This window comes from Nitrosomonas sp. Nm33, from assembly GCF_900107265.1.
Lineage (GTDB): Bacteria > Pseudomonadota > Gammaproteobacteria > Burkholderiales > Nitrosomonadaceae > Nitrosomonas.
The window spans coordinates 36081-57195 of the sequence record NZ_FNPJ01000001.1; the positions used below are offsets into that span (position 1 = coordinate 36081).

General features: G+C 39.8%; 20 protein-coding genes. 9 read left to right on the top strand and 11 right to left on the bottom strand.

The genetic code is table 11. The features are described 5' to 3' along the window. Positions 1 to 246: 246 nt before the first annotated feature. From BLV54_RS00165 to BLV54_RS00175, 3 genes are read left to right on the top strand one after another with little or no spacing between them, the layout of a single operon-like run. Entirely contained in the window at positions 247 to 852 is a 606-nt protein-coding gene (locus BLV54_RS00165) for a LemA family protein (protein WP_090566011.1), read from the top strand. Positions 853 to 912: 60 nt separating this feature from the next. Further along, entirely contained in the window at positions 913 to 1773 is an 861-nt protein-coding gene (locus BLV54_RS00170; RefSeq protein ID WP_218132273.1) for a TPM domain-containing protein, read from the top strand. Continuing rightward, complete coding sequence (locus BLV54_RS00175; RefSeq protein ID WP_090566017.1) at positions 1774 to 2274, top strand: TPM domain-containing protein; 501 nt, start codon at positions 1774 to 1776, stop codon at positions 2272 to 2274. Between the two features lie 570 nt (positions 2275 to 2844). Here BLV54_RS00175 and BLV54_RS00185 read toward each other — a convergent pair. From BLV54_RS00185 to aroA, 7 genes are all read right to left on the bottom strand, one after another. Further along, a complete protein-coding gene (locus tag BLV54_RS00185) occupies positions 2845 to 3336 on the bottom strand; it encodes a C40 family peptidase (protein WP_090566023.1) in 492 nt (163 codons plus the stop codon). A gap of 481 nt (positions 3337 to 3817) precedes the next feature. Continuing rightward, the gene (pyrF, locus tag BLV54_RS00190) at positions 3818 to 4516 is read right to left on the bottom strand and encodes an orotidine-5'-phosphate decarboxylase (protein WP_090566026.1); all 699 of its coding nucleotides are present in this window, start codon (positions 4514 to 4516) and stop codon (positions 3818 to 3820) included. Between the two features lie 9 nt (positions 4517 to 4525). Continuing rightward, the gene (locus BLV54_RS17125; RefSeq protein ID WP_090566029.1) at positions 4526 to 4735 is read right to left on the bottom strand and encodes a lipopolysaccharide assembly protein LapA domain-containing protein; all 210 of its coding nucleotides are present in this window, start codon (positions 4733 to 4735) and stop codon (positions 4526 to 4528) included. 94 nt (positions 4736 to 4829) lie between these two features. Further along, the gene (locus tag BLV54_RS00200) at positions 4830 to 5126 is read right to left on the bottom strand and encodes an integration host factor subunit beta (protein WP_090566032.1); all 297 of its coding nucleotides are present in this window, start codon (positions 5124 to 5126) and stop codon (positions 4830 to 4832) included. A gap of 9 nt (positions 5127 to 5135) precedes the next feature. Continuing rightward, positions 5136 to 6854: a 30S ribosomal protein S1 gene (gene rpsA, locus BLV54_RS00205; protein ID WP_090566034.1), complete on the bottom strand. Its 1719-nt coding sequence runs from the start codon at positions 6852 to 6854 to the stop codon at positions 5136 to 5138. Positions 6855 to 6969: 115 nt separating this feature from the next. Continuing rightward, positions 6970 to 7641 carry a (d)CMP kinase gene (gene cmk, locus BLV54_RS16590; RefSeq protein ID WP_256328990.1) on the bottom strand — a complete coding sequence of 224 codons (672 nt, stop codon included), beginning with the start codon at positions 7639 to 7641 and terminating at the stop codon, positions 6970 to 6972. A 39-nt stretch (positions 7642 to 7680) separates the two neighbouring features. Then, positions 7681 to 8982 (bottom strand): 3-phosphoshikimate 1-carboxyvinyltransferase, encoded by a 1302-nt coding sequence (aroA, locus tag BLV54_RS16595; protein ID WP_256328991.1) that lies wholly within the window; start codon positions 8980 to 8982, stop codon positions 7681 to 7683. Positions 8983 to 9225: 243 nt separating this feature from the next. Between aroA and BLV54_RS00215 the strand changes: the two genes are divergently transcribed. Then, the gene (locus tag BLV54_RS00215) at positions 9226 to 9474 is read left to right on the top strand and encodes a hypothetical protein (protein WP_090566037.1); all 249 of its coding nucleotides are present in this window, start codon (positions 9226 to 9228) and stop codon (positions 9472 to 9474) included. 157 nt (positions 9475 to 9631) lie between these two features. On the opposite strand, the gene BLV54_RS00220 is transcribed toward BLV54_RS00215, so the two are convergent. The 4 genes from BLV54_RS00220 to BLV54_RS00235 form a co-directional block, all read right to left on the bottom strand. Then, positions 9632 to 12148 carry a DNA topoisomerase III gene (locus BLV54_RS00220; RefSeq protein ID WP_090566040.1) on the bottom strand — a complete coding sequence of 839 codons (2517 nt, stop codon included), beginning with the start codon at positions 12146 to 12148 and terminating at the stop codon, positions 9632 to 9634. Between the two features lie 173 nt (positions 12149 to 12321). Beyond that, complete coding sequence (locus BLV54_RS00225) at positions 12322 to 12780, bottom strand: Smg family protein (RefSeq protein ID WP_090566043.1); 459 nt, start codon at positions 12778 to 12780, stop codon at positions 12322 to 12324. Between the two features lie 66 nt (positions 12781 to 12846). Continuing rightward, positions 12847 to 13941, bottom strand: a complete 1095-nt coding sequence (gene dprA, locus BLV54_RS00230) for a DNA-processing protein DprA (RefSeq protein ID WP_090566045.1) — start codon at positions 13939 to 13941, stop codon at positions 12847 to 12849. Between the two features lie 147 nt (positions 13942 to 14088). Then, positions 14089 to 15111 (bottom strand): LysM peptidoglycan-binding domain-containing protein, encoded by a 1023-nt coding sequence (locus tag BLV54_RS00235; RefSeq protein WP_090566048.1) that lies wholly within the window; start codon positions 15109 to 15111, stop codon positions 14089 to 14091. Positions 15112 to 15474: 363 nt separating this feature from the next. On the opposite strand from BLV54_RS00235, the gene def reads away from it, so the two are divergent. The 5 genes from def (at position 15475) to BLV54_RS00260 (ending at position 21039) form a co-directional block, all read left to right on the top strand. Then, on the top strand, positions 15475 to 15981 hold the full coding sequence (def, locus tag BLV54_RS00240) for a peptide deformylase (protein WP_090566050.1): 507 nt from the start codon (positions 15475 to 15477) through the stop codon (positions 15979 to 15981). Positions 15982 to 16045: 64 nt separating this feature from the next. After that, on the top strand, positions 16046 to 16999 hold the full coding sequence (fmt, locus tag BLV54_RS00245) for a methionyl-tRNA formyltransferase (RefSeq protein ID WP_090566053.1): 954 nt from the start codon (positions 16046 to 16048) through the stop codon (positions 16997 to 16999). Continuing rightward, positions 16996 to 18270, top strand: coding sequence for a 16S rRNA (cytosine(967)-C(5))-methyltransferase RsmB (gene rsmB / locus BLV54_RS00250; protein WP_090566056.1), 1275 nt, complete (start codon positions 16996 to 16998; stop codon positions 18268 to 18270). Before fmt ends, rsmB begins: the two co-directional genes overlap by 4 nt. Continuing rightward, positions 18248 to 18871: a DUF4390 domain-containing protein gene (locus BLV54_RS00255; RefSeq protein WP_256328992.1), complete on the top strand. Its 624-nt coding sequence runs from the start codon at positions 18248 to 18250 to the stop codon at positions 18869 to 18871. Before rsmB ends, BLV54_RS00255 begins: the two co-directional genes overlap by 23 nt. Further along, positions 18868 to 21039: a sensor histidine kinase gene (locus BLV54_RS00260; protein WP_090566062.1), complete on the top strand. Its 2172-nt coding sequence runs from the start codon at positions 18868 to 18870 to the stop codon at positions 21037 to 21039. Before BLV54_RS00255 ends, BLV54_RS00260 begins: the two co-directional genes overlap by 4 nt. The last annotated feature ends 76 nt before the right edge of the window (positions 21040 to 21115 follow it).

Below are 21115 nucleotides of genomic sequence, written 5' to 3' on the forward strand. Positions count from 1 at the left end.
AATATCGTAAAGTTTAAAACTTGAAAGCATTAAAAATTTGTTTATATATTAATAAGTCATTATCAGAACGATAATATCGATATTGATGGCATTGTACCATTGGATATTAAGAAAATTTATCTGATGGATCAAGTAAGATAGTCTCTTATCCCAAATGTATTTTTGTGGAGTTATATCAATCTCGGGTCAGTATAATTTTTAAATTATTTTTATCCGCTTTGTATCCTTTTTGCTTAGGAGATGATTATGCAGAAGCTTCTATTTTACCTGATAATGCTCTATATGCTGGCTCTAAGTGGCTGCGGATACAATACGTTGCAATCAATGGATGAACAGGTTAAAGCAAGTTGGTCTGAGGTAATCAATCAATATCAGCGTCGGGCGGATCTGATCCCAAATTTGGTCAATACGGTAAAAGGTTATGCTGCCCAGGAAAAAGAGGTGTTGCTGGGTGTGACCAATGCTCGCTCGAAAGTGAGTGGTATCCAAGCTACACCGGAATTGATCGAGAATCCTGAAGCCTTTGCAAAATTTCAGAGTGCTCAGGCAGAATTATCGAGTGCGCTCGCACGTTTACTGGTTGTGGTAGAGAACTATCCGCAACTCAAATCTAATGTTAATTTCCGTGACTTGCAGGCACAATTGGAAGGCACGGAGAATCGCATAACTGTAGCTCGTAATCGTTATATTAAGGCAGTTCAGGAATACAACGTGACCGTGCGTTCGTTTCCGAGCAACCTAACAGCAATGCTATTTGATTTTCAGGTAAAACCCAATTTTACAGTTGAAAATGAAAAAGAAATCTCCATTGCACCAAAGGTTGATTTTAATGTACCTGCGCAAGCCAAGTAGTAAGAGCATTATTAAGTTTCTTAAATCACAGCAAGATAAGATAACATGATATTTCACGGAATGACTGGAGTCAGTGCTAAATTACTGATGATGGTCATATTGTGTATTTTCACTACGCTTTCTTTGGCCGAAGTAGTGATCCCCCCACTTAAAACCCGCGTAACCGATTTAACCCACACGCTATCAAAGAGTGAAATTGCTCAACTGGAGCAAAAGTTGGCAGATTATGAAATTAAAAAAGGGGTTCAAGTGGCCATATTGATCATACCAACGACACAACCCGAAACTATCGAACAATACTCGATGCGTGTGGCTGAAGCCTGGAAGCTTGGGCGCAAAGGAGTGGATGATGCTGTCCTTCTTCTTGTTGCCAAAAATGATAGAGCGCTGCGAATCGAAGTGGGCTATGGGTTGGAAGGTGTGTTACCAGATGCTGTAGTAAAGCGGATTATCGATGAGATCATCGTACCAGCGTTTAGGGAAGAAGATTTTGCCGGCGGGCTCCGGGCAGGTATTGAACATATTTTAAAAATCATCGAGGGTGAACCGCTGCCTTCACCTTCTATCAGGCGTGACACAGATGTATCAAGTGGTCCAAGTATTATTCTGGATAACATTATTCCTATTTTGCTGCTATTTCTCGTGCTTGGCAGAATATTGCAGGTTATGTTTGGGCGCCTGATTGGTGCTACCGTAGCAGGAACTATTGCTGGCTCAATCGTATGGTTGATTTTTTCCTCGTTGGCAATCGCTATTTTTATTGCAATTGTTATTTTTATTATCAGCTTATTTGAGAGCACAAATCGAGGTATTTACCGCGGCGGACGCAGTAGCTGGCCCGGCGGTGGCAGTTTTGGAGGAGGTGGATTCCGCGGGGGAGGTGGCGGTTTTGGAGGTGGTGGTGCTTCGGGGAGATGGTAAATGAATTTTCTGCGGATAATCAGACATCTTTTTATTGGTCAAATGACAATAAAGTGCGCACTTCCTGCTGCTTCATTAGCGAGGATTGAACAAGCTATCAAACAGTCTGAGATGAATCATGATGGTGAAATTCTGTTTGCGGTAGAAGCTTCACTAAATTTGGTATCTCTGCTGAAAAAACAATCTGCACGAGAGAGAGCGATAGATATTTTTTCATTGTTGCGGGTATGGGACACACCACATAACAATGGTGTGCTGATTTATTTATTACATGCTGATCAAGATGTAGAGATTGTAGCTGATCGCGGGATAGACGCTAAAGTGGATCACAAAGAGTGGGAAAAGATTTGTCAGGAGATGGAAGTAGCTTTCCGAAAAGGACAATTTGAAAAAGGTGTGCTGGCTGCAATAAACACAATTGATTATCAATTGAAAAAACATTTCCCCCTAGCATCAAAAGGAGGAGGAAATGTACTCCCGGATAGACCGGTTGTTTTATAGTAATAGTGCAGTTCTCACTAAGAAATCAAGCAGATAACATCTTCTTAACCATAAATAAGATACGCAAAAGTGATGCTGTGTGATTTCAAATATTTCTCCATCAGAAAAGCTTAGCAAAATCTGGAATAGAAATAGATAATGAGAGCTCCTATTTCCAGATTTTGCTAAGCTTTTCTATATGTTTGAATGAGAGCAATTTTGGCTAAAGACAGATGCTATTTGTTCTGATAGCAGTTGCGATATTGGCTGTCATAGTTAATTTTATCGAATTATTATGTACAGCAGATTTTCCCGCCATCTATACAGCAATATTGACTCAGCAAGATTTAAATCTAATAACCTCACATACATATCTAGGTTTTTATATTCTTGGATACTTAACAGATGATTCGCTCATAGTGGGAACTGGCGTGCTTGTATTAAGTGCTTACGGTGCAAGCAGGATGCTTACTCAAGCTAATTAATGGCTTATTGATGCTGGAGCTGGAGGAGAGGATGCTGATTCTGCGCCCAGAATGATTGAGTGATTTTCTGAAACATTAAAATTAATCAGTTTTTAAATATTAATTATTAGATTCTAACTGATTTCCAATATTTGGATTTCCAATAATTATTATCTAATCTGGATATCGTTACCCCTCTAGTTCGAGAAGCATGGATAAATTTCCTGTTTTCAAGATAGATTCCAACATGATTTGATCTTTTTGTTTTAAAAAATACTAAATCACCTGATTTTAGATCATTTTTACTTATTACTTTTCCTAATCTTGATTGTTGGGATGCTGTTCTTGGTAATTCTTTACCTAATCCTTTTTTATAAACAACATGAACAAGCCCTGAGCAATCAATTCCGTCTTGACTTAAACCTCCAAACCGGTAGCGGACACCCTGCCACTTTCTATAGTTTTCATATAAAATATTTTTTATAGAATGTGAACTTGTTTTATCATCATTTTGGATATTAGGTTGTTCACTAAAATTTGTTTCCTTTTTCCCTATTGATCCACAGCCGGTTATTAGACATGCGTAAATAAATAAAATGACAATGTTCTTAGTAGACATGCTTTTAATTTATGCTTACATGATAAATCGATATAAAGTATATCAAGGAATAATATAAATGTAAAACATTGTTTATATTAAAATTTCATAAAACTTTTTTTATCTAAAAATTTGCACGAATAGATTAGTTCTAGAGTTTAAATACTTTTTGCATAATGATATATAATAAAAAAAAGCTATATTTCTATTTTAATCTTTTGATTTGATTAAGAACTAAGTGAATTAAATAAGGGAATATTAGAATTTGATGCAGATGACATAAAATAATAATACTATGTAGTATTTATCTGCAATGGAGGAGGAGAAATATAATTTTTTGGGAAATTGCTTGGCTACTTTGTAAGATGTTGCATGGATGGGTTGGCAACCACAAAAAGCAATCATGTGATTGCGTAAAATAAAAAGATAGTAACCTTGAGCTCTTTGAGGAGCTAGTAGAAAGAAATCTTCGCTTTGACGGAGTAATCTTTATTTCTTCTCATTATTGTTGGATTGTTTCAATCTCATGGTTTAATTGCTGAAGCATTAAGAGAGGGTTGGGGGATTGAGTAATTGGTCTGCCAATTACCAAATAATCAGCGCCACTTTGTATAGCCTCTTGGGGTGTTGCTACGCGCGTCTGATCATTTTTATTACAATTGAGAGGACGAATCCCTGGCGTTACTAAACAAAAATCTTTTGGAATGATTTTACGAAGTTGTGGTGCTTCCATGGCTGAGCAAACTACACCATCAAGACCACAATCGCTAGCAAGTAAAGCAAGGCGCTGCACGATATTGATTGGCTCTTCATTCAAGCCTATTTCATGGAGATCACTCTCATTTAAACTAGTAAGTAGAGTTACCGCGATGAGTTTTGTTTTTTTTGTGGAGAGTGCTTCTTGAGCAGCAATAAGCATTTTTCTCCCTCCCAACGCGTGAACATTAACCATCCATACGCCCAGATCTGACGCAGCTCTACAAGCGCTAGCTACAGTATTCGGGATATCATGGTATTTTAAATCAAGAAAAATATCAAAACCGTAGCCCATCAATTGTTCTATTAATTGTGGGCCACCAATAGTGAAAAGTTCTTTACCAACTTTTATTTTGCATAAATTCTTATCCAATTTACATGCAAATTCAAGTGCCTGTTTTTTATTAGAGAAATCAAGGGCAACAATAATGCGCGGATTATTCATGCAATAATATTATAATTTTTTTCTTAATCTTTTGATAAAACAAATAAAATATCCAAAAGCAATACCTGATGCAAAAAAAGTCAATAAAACTACTATTATCGGAACTTGCCATTCAAAATCAAAATAATAATTAATAGTTATTATTTCAGTATTTTTTGCAGCAAAGCTAAATAGGAATAAAAAAAGTATTATGTTTAGGAACCAAATAAAAAAATACATAAACTTTACATTATATAAAATATAAAGATGCTCTTCCCGACCAATAATTGTTATCAGATCAAAAAGAGCATCCGTTCCATTTTGAATGGATTAATTACGCTTCATCTTTTGTTTGAAAATCAACGCGTTCACGCATTTTTTTTCCTGCTTTAAAATGCGGAACGTATTTTTCAGGTACATGAACCTTTTCTCCAGACTTTGGATTACGGCCAATACGGGCTGGTCTGTAATTTAAATCAAAACTGCCAAATCCACGAATTTCGATACGCTCTCCTTTAGAGAGACTACTAGCCATCGCATCAAGTATCATTTTGACGGCTAATTCAGTATCTTTTGCCAAGAGCTGGGGGTATCGAGCAGCAAGCTTGGAAATCAATTCAGATTTCGTCATCGATGTCCTTTATTGTTCTTCAGAGTTTTTGCTATCCATTTTAGCTTTGAGCAATGCTCCTAGATTAGTGGTACCTGTACTGGCAGGAGTTTTAGTAGTCACCATCTGTAATGCACTATTTTCCTCGTATTGATCTTTTGCTTTGATGGAAAGATTGATGTTGCGATTCTTACGATCAATATTGATGATCATTGCTTCAATTTGATCCCCTTCTTTGAGCAGGGTCCGTACATCTTCAATTTTGTCACGAGATACTTCGGAAGCACGCAAATAACCTTCTACTTCGTCAGTCAAAGTAATGACTGCACCTTTGGCATCGATTGATTTTACAGTACCTTTGACGATACTATTTTTATCATGTGCTGCCACATATATAGTAAAAGGATCCCCTTCTAACTGTTTTATTCCGAGTGAAATACGTTCTTTCTCAACATCAATCGATAATACAACAGCTTCTACCTCGTCGCCTTTTTTATAATTTAATATTGCTTCTTCACCGGGTTGGGTCCAAGAGAGATCGGATAAATGAACTAAGCCGTCAATATTACCGGGTAAGCCGATGAATACACCGAAATCGGTGATAGATTTTATTTGGCCCTTGACTTTATCGCCTTTCTCATGAGTTATTGCGAATTCTTCCCATGGATTAGGTTTGCATTGTTTCATTCCGAGGGAGATGCGGCGACGCTCCTCGTCTATCTCAATAATCATGACCTCTACTTCATCACCTAATTGTACTATTTTCGATGGATAGACATTTTTGTTGGTCCAGTCCATTTCAGAAACATGCACTAATCCTTCAATTCCCTGTTCAATTTCTACAAAGGCACCGTAGTCTGTGAGATTAGTTACTTTACCAAACAGTCGTGTGCCTGGAGGATAACGCCTTGAGAGGCCTACCCAAGGATCCTCGGTTAATTGCTTCATCCCTAAAGAAACTCGATTTTTTTCTTGATCAAATTTAAGTACTTTGGCTGTTACTTCGTCGCCAACATTAATGATCTCTGAAGGATGTTTTACACGACGCCAAGCTAAATCGGTGATATGAAGGAGTCCATCTATCCCGCCTAAATCAACAAACGCACCATAATCGGTAATATTTTTAACAATACCGCGCACGATGGCGCCTTCTTGCAAGTTTGCCAATAAAGATTCTCGATCTGCTCCTTGAGTTTCTTCTAACACTGCGCGTCGAGAAATGACAACATTATTACGTTTGCGATCCAGTTTGATGACTTTGAATTCCATTTCCTTATTTTCATAAGGAGTAGTGTCCTTGACGGGGCGTATATCCACTAGTGAGCCTGGTAAAAAAGCACGAATACCGTTGACCATGGCGGTTAATCCACCCTTTACCTTACCATTGACCATGCCACTCACTATAGAACCTTTTTCCATAGCTTCTTCTAGATCATGCCAGGCATTTAACCGTCTAGCTTTATCTCTGGACAAACGCGTTTCACCATAACCGTCCTCAAGTGCATCAATGGCGACACTGACAAAATCTCCCGCCTTAGCCTCAATCTCGCCTCTGTCATTTTTAAATTCCTCAATAGGAATATAACTCTCGGATTTGAGGCCTGCATTGACCACTACAAAGTTATAGTCAATACGCACAACTTCTGCGGTGATTACCTCTCCCACACGCATTTCTTTGCGTGAAAGGCTTTCTTCGAAGAGTTTGGCAAAATTTTCTGAGGAAGGAGTTACGTTGGAAGCAATAGTCATTATAAAAAATTACCCGATTTTAATTTCATCCCATAAATGAGATGGTTGGTTAGTTAATCAAAAGTTACTTGAATTATATGGTCTTATTTAAAAATAAAATCACTTTTCATTAAACCTAGTTCTTGCAGGTTTTATTGTACAACTGCAGTACCGCATTAACAGCTTCCTCAATACTAAGAGAAGTTGTATCTAGCAATTTCGCATCTACTTCTTGTTTTAGAGGAGCAGCGTCGCGATTGCTATCTCGTGTATCACGTTCATAAATATCCTGCAATAAGGATTGAATATTAGCATTTATTCCTTTCTCTATCAACTGCTTATAGCGTCGTAGTGCTCGCTCTTCAGCACTGGCAGTGAGAAAAATTTTGAGAGAAGCATCTGGAAACACAACTGATCCCATATCTCTGCCATCTGTTACTAGTCCAGGAAGTTGGCGAAAGGCACGTTGACGCTGTAGTAATGCTGTTCTTACTTTAGGTTGACCGGCAATTACAGAGGCCAGTTTACTGCATTCTTCGCTACGTATTGCATCTGAAACATCCTCGCCATTTAATTGAACAGATGAGCCATCAAAATTTACATCTAAATGTAAAGCAATATTTGTTATGGCCGACTCATTAGCAGAATCAGTATTTGATCGTATTGCTATTAATGCCACCAGGCGATAAAGTGCCCCGCTATCGAGATAATGAAATGCAAGTTTTTGGGCAACGATTTGTGCAACTGTGCCTTTCCCCGAAGCTGAAGGACCATCGATAGTAATGACTGGAATAGCGCCAGTTTCCATAAAAAAACCTCTTGAGTAGAAATATGAAGATTCGTAGCGTCAGGAACGCACAATCATCGCAAATTTTTCAAAATAATCCGGGAAAGTCTTGGCTACACAATCCGGATTATTGATGCGTAGGGGTGCACCTAGAGATACAAGCGAGAAACACATCGCCATCCGGTGATCATCGTAGGTATCGATGATTGCATGAGGGGTAAGTGGGGTAGCAGGGGGTGTAATCCGTATAAAATCTTTTCCTTCCTCAACCAGAGCTCCAACTTTGCGCAATTCCTTTGCCATTGCTGAAATACGATCAGTCTCCTTAACTCGCCAACTCGCAATATTTCTAAGTGTAGTCGTTCCTTTTGCAAACAAAGCCGTCGTGGCTAATGTCATGGCTGCATCGGGGATATGATTGCAATCGAGATCAATGGCTTTCAGTTGCTGACGAGAATCGTTGCTAATTGGCGAAGAAGATTCGATCCAATTTTTTCCTTTTTTGATATGGGCGCCCATTTTTTCTAACGCATCAGCAAAATGAATATCACCTTGTAAACTCTCTGTGCCAACACCTTCAACGCGTACCGGCCCTCCACCAATAGCTCCAGCAGCCAAAAAGTAGGATGCTGAGGAAGCATCTCCTTCCACAATTATTTCACCTGGACTCTTGTAAGTTTGTGGGGCTGACAATGTAAAGTGTTGCCAATTTTCTTGTATGACTTGGACGCCAAATCGTGCCATTTGAGCCAGAGTAAGTTCAACGTATGGCCTTGAAATAAGTATGCCATTAACGATAATTGTGGCGGTTTTGCCTGTTAACGGTAACGCCATTAAGAGTCCACTGAGAAATTGACTGGAAACATCCCCCTTGATTGAAATGGTTTTGCTTTGTATCTCAGCAGACTTGATCTCTAGGGGAGGAAAACCTTCATTTCCAAGATAAGTAATACTGGCATTCAATTGACGTAAAGCATTTACTAAATCTGCAATAGGGCGTTCATGCATGCGGGCTACGCCAGATAGTCGATAATGACCGCTCATTATGGCAAGCACAGCAACGAGAGGGCGAAAAGCAGTACCAGCATTACCCAGAAACAAATCAGCTTGTTTGACTGGAAATTTTCCGCTAGCACCTTCTACGCTGTAATCATTCTCGCTAATTTGATTGATTTTAATTCCGAGCGCTCCAAGTGCATTTAGCATTTGTGCCGTATCCTCGGAAATCAGCAGATTCCGAACGAGGGTTTTACCGTTTGCTAACGCTGCGAGTAAAAGGATCCGATTGGAGATGCTTTTTGAGCCTGGGAGTTCAATGATGCCACGTGCAGCACTAGCAACAGGAAGATCAAGCCAGTCCATAAATTTCTAGAAAGGTAAATATGCTATATGTCTTCATTTCTTTTTATAATGGCAGATTAGATTGACAGGTATAACTTAGGTATAAATTAAAAGATATAGAGTATAGAGGCAGAACGGAAATTTGTAGTGCCTGCTATAATAACTAATTTTCTAGCGACACTATATACTAGACTATATTAGATAAAACTCGATAGTTAGGATTCATTTAATTAAATTATAACTGATAGATAATGGGACTGTTCAATGGAAGATGATTCTTTAAATTCACTACTTATTTCTGTACTGGCTATTCCATTTGTCGTTGCAATACAAATTTGGATTAAAGAGCGCAAAGATCGTCGACGTAACAAAGATGGTGAAGAAGAATTTAAGACTACTCGTGAAGCAGTTATTTCTTTTTTAATAGAAGGATTAGCTGTAGTTGGAGGATTGGCCATTCTTATTGCTGCAATATCTGGAATTGCCAAGTATATTATTAATGTTTATGGTTAATTGAGTTTCTAAAAAAACTTATCCAGGCCACACAGAGTGAATACTGTAATTGAAAGAAAGCTTCATTACAGTATTCATTTTTTGTTTTGAGAAATAAGAAATATTAAGGCGATAAAATGTAAGGGGTAACCAGCCTTATGGCAATGTGGTTGGATTCCTATGCGCGTTTCTTCTTACTTGCAGATGGTGATGTTTTAGGTTCATTTGTATTTTCTGTTTTTTCTTTTGAAGCCTTTTTCTCAAATTCAAACTCTATTTTACCTTCTTTTCCGATTACCAAATAAGCTGAGAATGGTCGTCCTTTTTTAGAGATAAATTTAGTCAACAGATCAGTTTTTCCTGTTTGCAGTAATTTGACGATTTGCTCCTGTTCGATAGCTCGGTTGAGAATAATTTTTCCAGTTTTAAAGTCGCATGTGTGAGTGGCGCCGACTGCTTTTTCACAGACATAATATAATCCGTGCTCATAGACGGAATTGCTGCATTTGGGACATTTGCCGAGAGGTTGCTGGTTGGAGAAATCAATTGCATCAGCTTCTTCTGTATCATTGCCACCAAACTCAAATTTCATCTCGAACGTATCAGTAAGTTTGATGATAGCATTAAACAAACGTCCCATTTTGCTGCGAAACCCTTGCAATGGACCAATTTCACCTTTCGAAATGAGTGTTTCCATTTCTTCTATTTCAAATTGTCGTCCAGCCAGAATTTTCCATAGAGCAAAATCACATTGCTGGCATTGAAATTTCTTGTATGTTTCTTGTATAACTCCTCCGCATTTAGGGCAGGGAACTTTGAGTATCGCAAAATCGCCACTTATCGTTTTTCCTCGATGATTTTTCGCTTGTTCGACAATATGCTGCGTCATGTCAGCAATTTTAGCCATGAATGCTTCACGCTTTAATTTACCTTGCTCGATCTGGCGTAATTTGAATTCCCAATCACCCGTTAATTCTGGAGAGATCAACTCGGGTATTTTTAGTCCACGCAATAAGGTAATGAGCGAAAATGCTTTGGCAGTTGGATGTAATTCCCGCCCGACACGCTGTAAATAATTTTCAAAGACGAGACCTTCAATGATGGCCGCACGCGTTGCAGGTGTGCCAAGACCTTTTGCACTCATTGCTGCCCGTAATTCTTCATCTTCCACCAGTTTTCCCGCTCCTTCCATGGCAGATAAGAGAGTTGATTCATTGAATCTCGCTGGTGGCCGAGTTTGATTGGAAATGACCTTGATTTCTTCAGCGATAACTGATTTATCAGCGCTAATTGCAGGTAAAACTGTACCATCGCCATTATCATCATGTATTAGCGATTTGCCGTAAACGGCTTGCCATCCAGCATTGATCATGACTCTACCCTCTGTTTTAAAGGGCTCATCTTCAACACGCGTAATACGTGTTGTTACAAGAAATTCTGCAGCTGGATAGAAAATTGCAAGAAAACGTTTGGTTACCAGATCGTAAAGCTTTGTTTCTGCCTCATTTAATTTTTTTGGCTCGAGTGAAGTTGGAATAATGGCAAAGTGATCGGAAATTTTCGTGTTATTAAAAATACGCTTATTTGGTTTTACCCAATCAGAATCCAGAATTTGCTTTGCGAACTGGCCATATTGAGTGGTCGCAAGTGCATGCAGAGTATCTTTAACAGGCGCAATGTAATCTTCCGGAAGCGCGCGTGAATCAGTACGTGGATAGGTTAATACTTTATGTTTTTCGTAGAGCGCTTGCGCCAGTCCTAATGTTGTTTTAGCAGAAAAACCAAAGCGACTATTGGCATCTCGTTGTAAACTTGTGAGATCATACAGTAACGGGCAGGTTTCTTTAGCTGGCTTACTTTCTTCACTAACTATTCCTGGTTTGCATTGACATTTGATCTTGATCGCTTTTGCTTTATCTTGCTCCCATATGCGTTCTGCTCTAGCTTCGCTATTCTCCTTATCTTTTGAAAATTTCTCGTCAAACCATTTTCCTTTGTAGTGATCATTGTCACTAGAAAAAATAGCGTGTATCTCCCAGTAGTCTTTGGATACAAATTTTTTGATGACTTCTTCTCGTTCAACCAGTATGGCTAACGTTGGGGTCTGAACACGTCCAACAGTAGTTTTATGGAAACCACCTTCTTGAGAATTAAATGCCGTCATTGCACGTGTACCATTAATCCCCACTAGCCAATCTGATTCAGAACGACTAACAGCGGCTTCTGCTAATGGTTGTACTTCACTATTATCGAGTAGTTTGGAGAAAGCTTCTCGAATGGCAGCAGGTGTCATGGATTGTAACCACAGCCGTTTAATAGGTTTTTTTGCTTCCGCGTAGCGTGTGATGTAGCGAAAAATTAATTCTCCTTCTCGTCCGGCATCACAAGCATTGATCAGCGTATCCACATCTTTCCGCTTGATGAGTTTTGTTAATAATTTCAAGCGAGTAGATGTTTTTTCAATAGGAATAAGATCAAAATAAGGAGGGATGACAGGTAAATGATCAAAGCTCCATTTGCCGCGCTTAACCTCATAATATTCCGGTGCAGTCAGCTCAAGCAAATGGCCAACTGCAGATGATAAAACGTATTCGTCACTTTCAAAATAATCATTTTCTTTAGTGAAATTACCTAATGCGCGGGCAATATCTGCTGCCACGGAAGGCTTCTCAGCGATGATCAATTTTTTGCTCATGAAATTTTTGGCTAGATGATTATATTTTTTGTCAATTACAAGATTGGAATGTTCAGATTATTGAGGAAAGGCACATTTTGTGTGCCTAACACACTTTATTTTAAGAGCATGTATTGCTCATTAAATGATGTGTTTATTTAAAGTCGAATTCAGGGTTGATTGTTTCTCAACAATTAATGCCGATGTCGTGGATTACTCGCTATGAACAATTTTTCCAGAATATTGGGATCAATTAATTGATTTTGTATCCATAGATCAAGCAAAATAACGAGCTTAATTTTTTCTAGACTGGAATTATTTCCATTCATTTTGAGAACACGATCAATTAATAATTCTCGCTGTAGTGAATTAAGAATACCCGCCTGCTCAAGAAAAAGAATAAATCCACGTCCTTCCTTATCAATTGCTTCCATTTCAGAAGGCGTATACCATCGTAATGAGTTACTTTGAGCAAATGTTGCCGGATAGTGATTATTATCACCTTTTGTAAGATCTGATAACCAATTAAGTGCTTGATTAATTTCATCCTCTCCAAAACCAGCTATAGTTAATTTATGCGTTAATGTTGCAGAATCTGGACAACCTCCTCTGTCGAAATAGTTTTCGAATAAGTAAATTAGGATTTCGTACATATAGATACTCTCTTTCACTGTATGCACATTAGTAGATTTTTATAGTATAAATTTTTATCAATGGCATTAACGAACTCTTTGATAACGGCCGCCAGGTAAACTGGCAACCATTCCGTTTAACTCTAGTGCCAATAGCATGGCGGATACTGCTTCGACCGTCAAGCCGCTTCGCGTGCATAGGGTATCGATGTCGGTCACGTCATAGCCCAAGTGGGGCAGCAATATTGAATTCCCTTGGGAATTACTAAAATCAAGCGTTACGTCAGTATTTCCATGGGGTAACGCAGTCTGACAATTAAACTCATCTAAGATATCCTGGATATTTTCTATCAATTTGGCCCCTTGCTTAATCAATGCATGACAGCCCTTTGACAAAGGTGAATGTATGGAGCCTGGTATAGCCATCACTTCCCGTCCCTGTTCTAATGCTTGTTTTGCAGTAATGAGTGAGCCGCTGTGCAAAGTTGCTTCAACGACTAAACAGCCAAGACTCATACCGCTGATAATTCTGTTGCGACGAGGGAAATTTCTGCCCAATGCAGGCATTCCTAGCGGAAATTCCGAAATCAGTGCTCCTTCTTTTGCCAGCAGGTGGGCTAGTTCCCGATTTCTTGCAGGGTAGACAATATCGAGCCCCGTTCCTACCACAGCAATGCTTGCTGAAATACCGCGCAAGCCACCTTGATGGGCGGCGGTATCAATTCCTTGTGCCATCCCGCTAACAATGCAAAATCCTGCATTACTTGCAGCTTCAGCGAAAGCACCAGCATTGGCTATGCCTTGCGGCGTCGCATTACGACTACCAACGATAGCAAGGGTAGGTGAATTGAGAAGTTTGCGTTGCCCCTTTAAGTAAAACAAAGGAGGAGGATCGACAATATTGAGTAGTAGTTTGGGATAATCATGATCTGCAAGTGTAATGACGCAGTTAGAAGGGTCTTCCAACCATTTAAGTGCTGCATCGACTTTGCTCTTGTCTGCACCTCGAGTGATGTTATAAGCAGCCTGCTTTTTTACGATGCGTTCCAGTTGATATGTATCCGTTGAAAGAATTTCTCTTGGGTTACCAAAAGCAATCAGTAGCTTGCGAATGGATTCGTCACCTAAGCTATCTATTAGAGTGAGATTAAGCCAGGATTCAACATCTGGCGGAGCTTTCATGGTAAAGAATAATACTTATCGTGATTATAAAAAGGAATGTAAATACTATTTATTGCGGAAACAGGAAAGACTATTTTGCATAAAAAGTCTGTAAATAATTTCAATTCGATTTAGATATGAACAATTTTAGCCCTAGATATGGTCTAGTTAGGGTGTTTTTACCGCATCCAATACTTTGATTGCTTGAGAACTTTGCGTGACTAATGCATAAGATACTTTATCAAATACACGAAAAACAAGTACTAGGCCGATGCGTTCATCGGGGAGCATTACAGTTTCACCAGTAGGTGATTTTACTTCACTTTTCCGATAAACGGCGAGGACATGGCCTTCCTTCAATCCGTCATGAATGCCTTTATTAAGCGTGATAATAGCATTTTCACCGATTTCAGCTACACCACCATAGACAGAGATAATACGCCCTTTAATAGCAAAATTTGGTGCATGAGGTCCATAATCTACGTCTCTATCAGGAGGGGAGGGAATTAAGCGATCGCCATTTAATATTTCTTGGACAGAATGTGTTACCGTTACGGAGCTAATCGTAGCAAAATTTTTAACTTCAACATCCCCCAAATAAATTGCTTCATATCCAAGGATGTGATTATTATCATCTGGGTCCATCAATGCCTTGCTAGTACGAAAAACTTGCCATAAGGAGCCTTTGTCATGAGGTAAATCACGTACATAGATTGTTTCTCCTGTGCTTAATATTACTCGATTGTCACTGGAGCCTAATACAAGGGGTGCTTTGTCAAGAGCATGCTTTTCAATGACCAATGGTTGGCTCAGAAATGGTTTGATTTTGTTGGCAGGAATAGTTGGGATACCACCCGCTCCTAATTTTTCTATTCGCATTTTAGGAGATAATTTTATGATTGCCTTTTCATCGGAAAGTTTTAATTGATTTCCTTTGGCTGTTTTTTCAAGGACGATGATATCACCCGGATAAACTGTATGTGGATTCTTCATGGACTCCCGGTTTTGATTCCATATTTCTGGCCATCGCCAAGGATCTTTCAAAAAGCGAGAGGCAATGCTCCATAGTGTGTCACCCTGAACAACAATATAGTGATCTGGCGCATTATGATGTAGCTCAATTTCTGCTGCCTTAATAGCCTCATTAGAAAAAACGAATATAAGTAAAATCGCGGATATAATTACACGCATAGATTTAACCTGGATTTCTCAGTTGGACGGAATGGAGTGTGTCATTTTGCGAGTGTAAAGCAAGGCGTAACGACACGGAATAGTTGTTCCATTCCAAGGAGTTGCAACGCAGCCATGTGTTTGCAAAATCGCGCAATCCGTACCGGAGCGAAAATACCCAGAAGGTAAGAATGAAATTTATAGAAAAGGTCTTTATACTCATAATGTTAACACCAGAACGAGCGATTAACTGAGGGTTCTAGGTTTAATTTTTAATAGTGAGAGGCCTTCATTTAGATGCTATTCTTTAAGCTTGAATTGAACAGCATCCAAAGCTTACGATCTAACAGCAGAATTTATTAAACCGAATTACGCTAGTTTGCTATGGCAATTCTGAAAATATTACAATATCCAAATGAAAGACTGCATAAGGTTGCAGCTCCCGTACCAGCAATTACCGATGAAATTCGTGTGCTGGTTCAAGATATGACGGAAACTATGTATTCCGCAACTGGAATTGGTTTGGCAGCAACTCAGGTTGATGTGCACCAACGCGTGATCGTTATTGATGTTTCCGAAACTCGTGATCAGCTCCATGTATTCATTAATCCAGAAATTATTGCAAGCAGTGGAGAATCTGATTATGAGGAGGGATGCTTATCAGTGCCCGGAATTTTCGAGAAAGTAAAACGAGCTGAAAATATCTCAATCAGGGCAATGAATCTGGAAGGCGATCTGTTTGAACTGAATGTTAGTGGTTTATTTGCAATATGTATCCAGCATGAGATGGATCATTTGATGGGTAAGGTATTTATTGAATACCTGTCACAACTAAAGCAGTCACGAATTCGATCAAAATTAAAAAAGTTACAACGTGATGCCAAATCCTAATTTACCTTGCCTTGCCTAAATCTGTTTCTTTACAAGAAATGAATATGTTGATCTGAAGTTTTCTATGAGAATTATTTTTGCTGGTACACCAGCTTTTGCAGCCAGGGCATTGATTTCTTTGCTAAGTGCTGAATATCAGATCGTATTAGTGTTGACTCAACCAGATCGTCCAGCGGGGCGTGGGATGAAAACCCAGATAAGTGATGTAAAAAAAGTTGCGCAGGCTTATGATATTCCTTTGTTGCAACCGCTTACATTAAAATCGAAAGCTATTCATACGCAACTAAAGGCATTTGATGCGGATGTAATGATTGTTGCAGCATACGGATTAATCCTACCAGAAGAAGTTTTAAAAATTCCACGTTATGGTTGTTTGAACATTCATGCCTCCCTCTTGCCTCGTTGGCGAGGTGCAGCGCCTATTCAACGAGCCATATTGGCAGGTGACCAGGAAACGGGTATTACCATCATGCAAATGGATGAGGGGCTTGATACTGGTGATATGCTACTGCAACGTCACATTCCTATTGACTCTGAGGATACGGCACAAACTCTTCACGATAAGCTTGCTGATTTAGGCGCACAGAGTATTGTCGAGGCATTAGGATTAATGCAGCTTGATAAATTGACAGTGATTCCCCAGGATGAAATACAGGCATGCTACGCTTCAAAAATCCAAAAAAAAGAAGCGGAAATTGACTGGAGAGTGGATGCGGACCAAATTGATCGAAGTATTCGTGCTTTTAATCCTTATCCGGGAGCTTATACGTACCTGCAAGGTAATTTATTGAAAATATGGCAAGCTAAGGCTGTAAAAAATAATTCTGGCAAAGCGGGAGAAATTATTACGACCGGCAGTGAGGGGGTCGTAGTGGCTTGTGGAAAAGGAGCGCTGATTTTAGAAGTTGTGCAAAAACCTGGGGGGAAAAAAATGCCTATCGCAGAATTTCTGGCGGGACATTGTTTACAATCAGGTCAGTTTTTTTCTACAGCGATGAACTGCCAGCTCGGAAAATGATTAAAGCTCAGCACCTCGCTGTAATCGCTATAGGGCGTGTTCTTGCAGGCAAAAATCTAACGGAAGTTTTACAGGAGATATGGCAATCGAATCTGCCTCTTTCTCATCAACAGCAGGGTGCCATTCAGGATCTGACCTATGGAGTGCTGCGTTATTACGGGCAACTTAACGCATTGCTCAATTTATTGTTAGATAAAACGCTACAAGATCTTAAGCTGCGTTATTTACTATTGGTAAGTTTATATCAGCTGCAATACAGCAAAGCGCCTTCCTATGCAATTGTTGATCATGCCGTTTCTACTGCCCGCCTCGTAAGTGATAAACGCGGTGCACCAGGATTGGTTAACGCCGTCTTGCGGAATTTTATACGGAATAGCTCTGCATTATGGGAGCAAATTAATAATGATGTTGGGAGATACTCCCATCCTCAGTGGTGGGTCAATAAGCTTCGTAAACAATACCCCCACCATTATAAAGCTATTCTGAGTGCAAGCAATCAGCATCCTTCAATGACATTACGAGTTAACGTCCGGAAAATCGGGGTTAAAGCCTATCAAAAAATGCTTGAGGAGCACGGTATTAAAGCCGATTTAATATGGTATGCTGCATTGAAGCTGGCGCAGCCATTGCCAGTAGAGAAACTACCAGGATTTAAGGAAGGTTTTGTATCAATACAAGATGCAGGAGCCCAGTTGGCAGCGACCTTACTGGATGTGTATGATGGTATGCACGTGTTAGATGCTTGTGCTGCGCCCGGAGGGAAAAGCACGCATTTAATGGAATTAGCGCAAATAAAATTAACTGTGCTTGATAGTAATGCGCAGAGACTTATGCGTGTAGCAGAAAATTTTGAGCGACTCGGGAATGAACCTCATCGTGTGGTATGTGGTGATGCACTTTATCCTTCGGAATGGTGGGATGGTCAAGCATTTGACCGAATTCTGGCTGACGTCCCCTGTAGTGCATCGGGCGTAGTCAGCCGTCATCCTGATATCAAATGGTTGCGGCGACAAACTGATCTATCCATTTTTGCAAGCAACCAAGAGAATATTCTCAACGCTTTGTGGAAAATTCTGAAACGAGAAGGAAAGTTGCTGTATATAACTTGCTCTGTTTTTCATGAAGAAAATTCGATTTTAATTAAGAAATTTCTACAATCGCATCAAGATGCTCGTTTATTACCTCTTTCGCATTCTGATATGGTTAATGGGCAATTGCTGCCAAGCTCCTTGCATGACGGCTTTTTCTATGCCTTGTTTTGTAAGACTTGATAGAGCGCTACGATTTAAAGTATTGTTGCAGATCCTAGCGACAATGCTGCTGATTTTGCTGCTATTGTTAGCAGCACCAGCTCGGGGCGAAGGTGGTATAGAAATAAAATCATTTGCTCTGGAAGCAGTAGGCAAAGGTTACCAAATAAGTCTTGATGCTGATATCACACTAAACAATACTTTAGAGCAGGCCTTAGAAAAAGGCATCATACTTTATTTTGTATCAAAATTCACTCTCATAGAGAGTCGTTGGTATTGGCTGGATGAAGAGGTGGCTCGCAGTAAGCGACGTATAGGATTGAGTTATCATGCGCTTACCCGACAATACCGCTTGAATGGTAGTCGAATGATGCCACAAGGCTTTGATACGTTGCAGGAAGCACTCCAGACATTGGGAAGGCAGCATAATATCCCTGTTGAGATAAAGTCTACGCTGAAGCAGGATGCAGAATATGTCGCAACTTTACAAGTATGGCTGGATATTTCTCGATTAGCCAAACCATTTCAAGTAGAGTGGTTTAGTTCAAAAGATTGGAATCTAAGTTCAGAAAAAAAAGAATGGCGTATTAAATTGCCTGCGCCCCATAAAGAGAATCTATGAAGTACGTCATTATCATAGTTACGGGGCTTAGTGTGGTCATGCTGTTTTTGCTAGCAACAGCGGGCGCTAATACTGAATTTTTTGAGCGTCTTTACCGCTGGCTGATTGGTTTCAATGTAATTTTTGTATTATTTTTGCTAGTGGTAGTGGGGTTCTTGTTATGGAGGCTAAACAGGAGACTAAAAGCAGGGGTGTTCGGCTCTAAACTAGCACTTCGCTTATTGATGATTTTTTCACTGATGGCCGTTCTTCCTGGAGTTTTGGTGTATGGCATTTCGGTCCAGTTTTTGGGAAAAAGTATCGAATCCTGGTTTGATGTCAAAGTTGATCAGGCATTAGAGGGGGGATTAAATTTAGGGCAAACTATGCTTGATAATTTACTCGAAGAGCTCGAGAAAAAAGCTAAGGCCACTGCATTAACATTATCTGAATCGCCTGTATTGCCATTATCAGCATTGAATCAGTTATTGGTTCACTCGCAGATACAGGAAGCAACATTATTTAACCAAGATGGTCAAGCGATTGCCTTTTCAAGCATAGATGACATGGCGCTGTTTCCAGAAATACCCAATGCTGCCGCCATGCGGCATATCCGAATGCAGAAGAGCTATAGTGCAGTGGAATCTATTCCTGGTAAAGGACTGTATTTACGAGTGCTTGTTCCCGTAAATGTGTTAAATCTTGATGATGATATCCGTGTATTGCAAGTTTTGCAGCAAGTACCCAGATTACTTGCGGAGAATGCCGAGATTGTTCAAACAGGATATCGCAATTACCAAGAATTAACATTATCCCGTCATGGGTTGACTCGACTTTATGGCATAACATTAACATTGGCATTGTTTTTAGCACTTTTTTCTGCCCTTGCTGCCGCTTTCCTTATTAGTGAAAAATTAAGCGCACCGTTGGGCATGTTGGCTGAGGGGACAAGAGCTGTGGCGCAAGGAGATTTTAGTAGACGCCATTCTGTGCAAAGTAACGACGAACTAGGAATACTGACAGAGTCTTTCAATCTCATGACTGAGCAGCTTGAAGTGGCACGTGCTACCGCGCAACGGAATCAGCAGGAGATCGAAAATGCCCGGGCTTATCTTGAAAGTATACTGGCTAACCTTTCTTCTGGCGTGATGGTGTTTGATGAAAAGTTACGCATAAGTACTGTCAATCATAGTGCTGAGCAAATTTTACAGACTCCGTTGACCAATCTGGTAGGGTTAACGATTGAAGAGTGTGCAGAAAAAGAATCGAAATTGCGTATGCTCGCAACAGAAATACGGATAGGATTCAATTCCGCGAAAATGGGAGAGTGGCAACGTCAAGTATTACATTTTAGTGAAAATAAGGATCAGGTTTTGCTTCTTCGAGGGTCACACCTGCCTCAAGTGACTGGAGGAGGCGTTGTGGTATTTGATGATATTACCAGCTTACTGCAAGTTCAGCGCACAGTTGCATGGGGTGAGGTTGCGCGTCGACTTGCTCATGAAATCAAAAATCCTTTGACACCTATCCAACTTTCTGCAGAACGTATGCAGCATAAATTGATGGAAAAATTAACTGGGCAGGATGCAAAAATTCTACAGCGCTCTACTGAAACAATCGTCAATCAGGTCGAATCACTTAAGAAGATGGTCAATGAATTTAGCGAATATGCACGCATACCTGAACTGGAATTATATCAACTCGATTTTAATAGGCTGATACGTGAAGTGCTTGCGTTATATGAGACTGCAAACACTCAATCAGGTCGCAATCATGGTCCAAAAATTAATTTAGAATTGAGCGCAGATCCTTCATTGATTCGCGGAGATCCAACAAGATTACGCCAAGTTATTCATAATTTGCTGCAAAATGCTCAGGATGCTTTGGTTGATGTAGTAGAACCCACGATTACAGTGCGAACCGAAACACTCCCTAATAGTGTTCAGTTCAGCGTAAGTGATAATGGCAAGGGGTTTGCAGAGCAGATTAAAGCGCAGGCATTTGAACCTTATGTAACGACCAAGGTAAAAGGTACGGGTCTCGGACTGCCGATTGTCAAGAAAATTATTAATGAACATAATGGTACAATCCAAATCGAAAATATCCACCCACAAGGAGCTAAGATCATGATTGTATTACCAAGATTATTATCTGATCGCCCTATATCGATTCCTCTTCAAGTAACATAACTATAGAAAATAGTGTTTGAGTTGTTGACTCGATAATATTGCTACAAAGGGTTAGTTGCATTCCAGTTCTGGGAGG

Excerpts from the sequence above, each read along its gene's own strand:
- BLV54_RS00165 (WP_090566011.1), top strand. The coding sequence starts at position 247 with ATGCAGAAGCTTCTATTTTACCTGATAATGCTCTATATGCTGGCTCTA.
- BLV54_RS00170 (WP_218132273.1), top strand. The coding sequence starts at position 913 with ATGACTGGAGTCAGTGCTAAATTACTGATGATGGTCATATTGTGTATT.
- BLV54_RS00175 (WP_090566017.1), top strand. The coding sequence starts at position 1,774 with ATGAATTTTCTGCGGATAATCAGACATCTTTTTATTGGTCAAATGACA.
- BLV54_RS00185 (WP_090566023.1), bottom strand. The coding sequence starts at position 3,336 with ATGTCTACTAAGAACATTGTCATTTTATTTATTTACGCATGTCTAATA.
- pyrF (WP_090566026.1), bottom strand. The coding sequence starts at position 4,516 with ATGAATAATCCGCGCATTATTGTTGCCCTTGATTTCTCTAATAAAAAA.
- BLV54_RS17125 (WP_090566029.1), bottom strand. The coding sequence starts at position 4,735 with ATGTATTTTTTTATTTGGTTCCTAAACATAATACTTTTTTTATTCCTA.
- BLV54_RS00200 (WP_090566032.1), bottom strand. The coding sequence starts at position 5,126 with ATGACGAAATCTGAATTGATTTCCAAGCTTGCTGCTCGATACCCCCAG.
- rpsA (WP_090566034.1), bottom strand. The coding sequence starts at position 6,854 with ATGACTATTGCTTCCAACGTAACTCCTTCCTCAGAAAATTTTGCCAAA.
- cmk (WP_256328990.1), bottom strand. The coding sequence starts at position 7,641 with ATGGAAACTGGCGCTATTCCAGTCATTACTATCGATGGTCCTTCAGCT.
- aroA (WP_256328991.1), bottom strand. The coding sequence starts at position 8,982 with ATGGACTGGCTTGATCTTCCTGTTGCTAGTGCTGCACGTGGCATCATT.
- BLV54_RS00215 (WP_090566037.1), top strand. The coding sequence starts at position 9,226 with ATGGAAGATGATTCTTTAAATTCACTACTTATTTCTGTACTGGCTATT.
- BLV54_RS00220 (WP_090566040.1), bottom strand. The coding sequence starts at position 12,148 with ATGAGCAAAAAATTGATCATCGCTGAGAAGCCTTCCGTGGCAGCAGAT.
- BLV54_RS00225 (WP_090566043.1), bottom strand. The coding sequence starts at position 12,780 with ATGTACGAAATCCTAATTTACTTATTCGAAAACTATTTCGACAGAGGA.
- dprA (WP_090566045.1), bottom strand. The coding sequence starts at position 13,941 with ATGAAAGCTCCGCCAGATGTTGAATCCTGGCTTAATCTCACTCTAATA.
- BLV54_RS00235 (WP_090566048.1), bottom strand. The coding sequence starts at position 15,111 with ATGCGTGTAATTATATCCGCGATTTTACTTATATTCGTTTTTTCTAAT.
- def (WP_090566050.1), top strand. The coding sequence starts at position 15,475 with ATGGCAATTCTGAAAATATTACAATATCCAAATGAAAGACTGCATAAG.
- fmt (WP_090566053.1), top strand. The coding sequence starts at position 16,046 with ATGAGAATTATTTTTGCTGGTACACCAGCTTTTGCAGCCAGGGCATTG.
- rsmB (WP_090566056.1), top strand. The coding sequence starts at position 16,996 with ATGATTAAAGCTCAGCACCTCGCTGTAATCGCTATAGGGCGTGTTCTT.
- BLV54_RS00255 (WP_256328992.1), top strand. The coding sequence starts at position 18,248 with ATGCCTTGTTTTGTAAGACTTGATAGAGCGCTACGATTTAAAGTATTG.
- BLV54_RS00260 (WP_090566062.1), top strand. The coding sequence starts at position 18,868 with ATGAAGTACGTCATTATCATAGTTACGGGGCTTAGTGTGGTCATGCTG.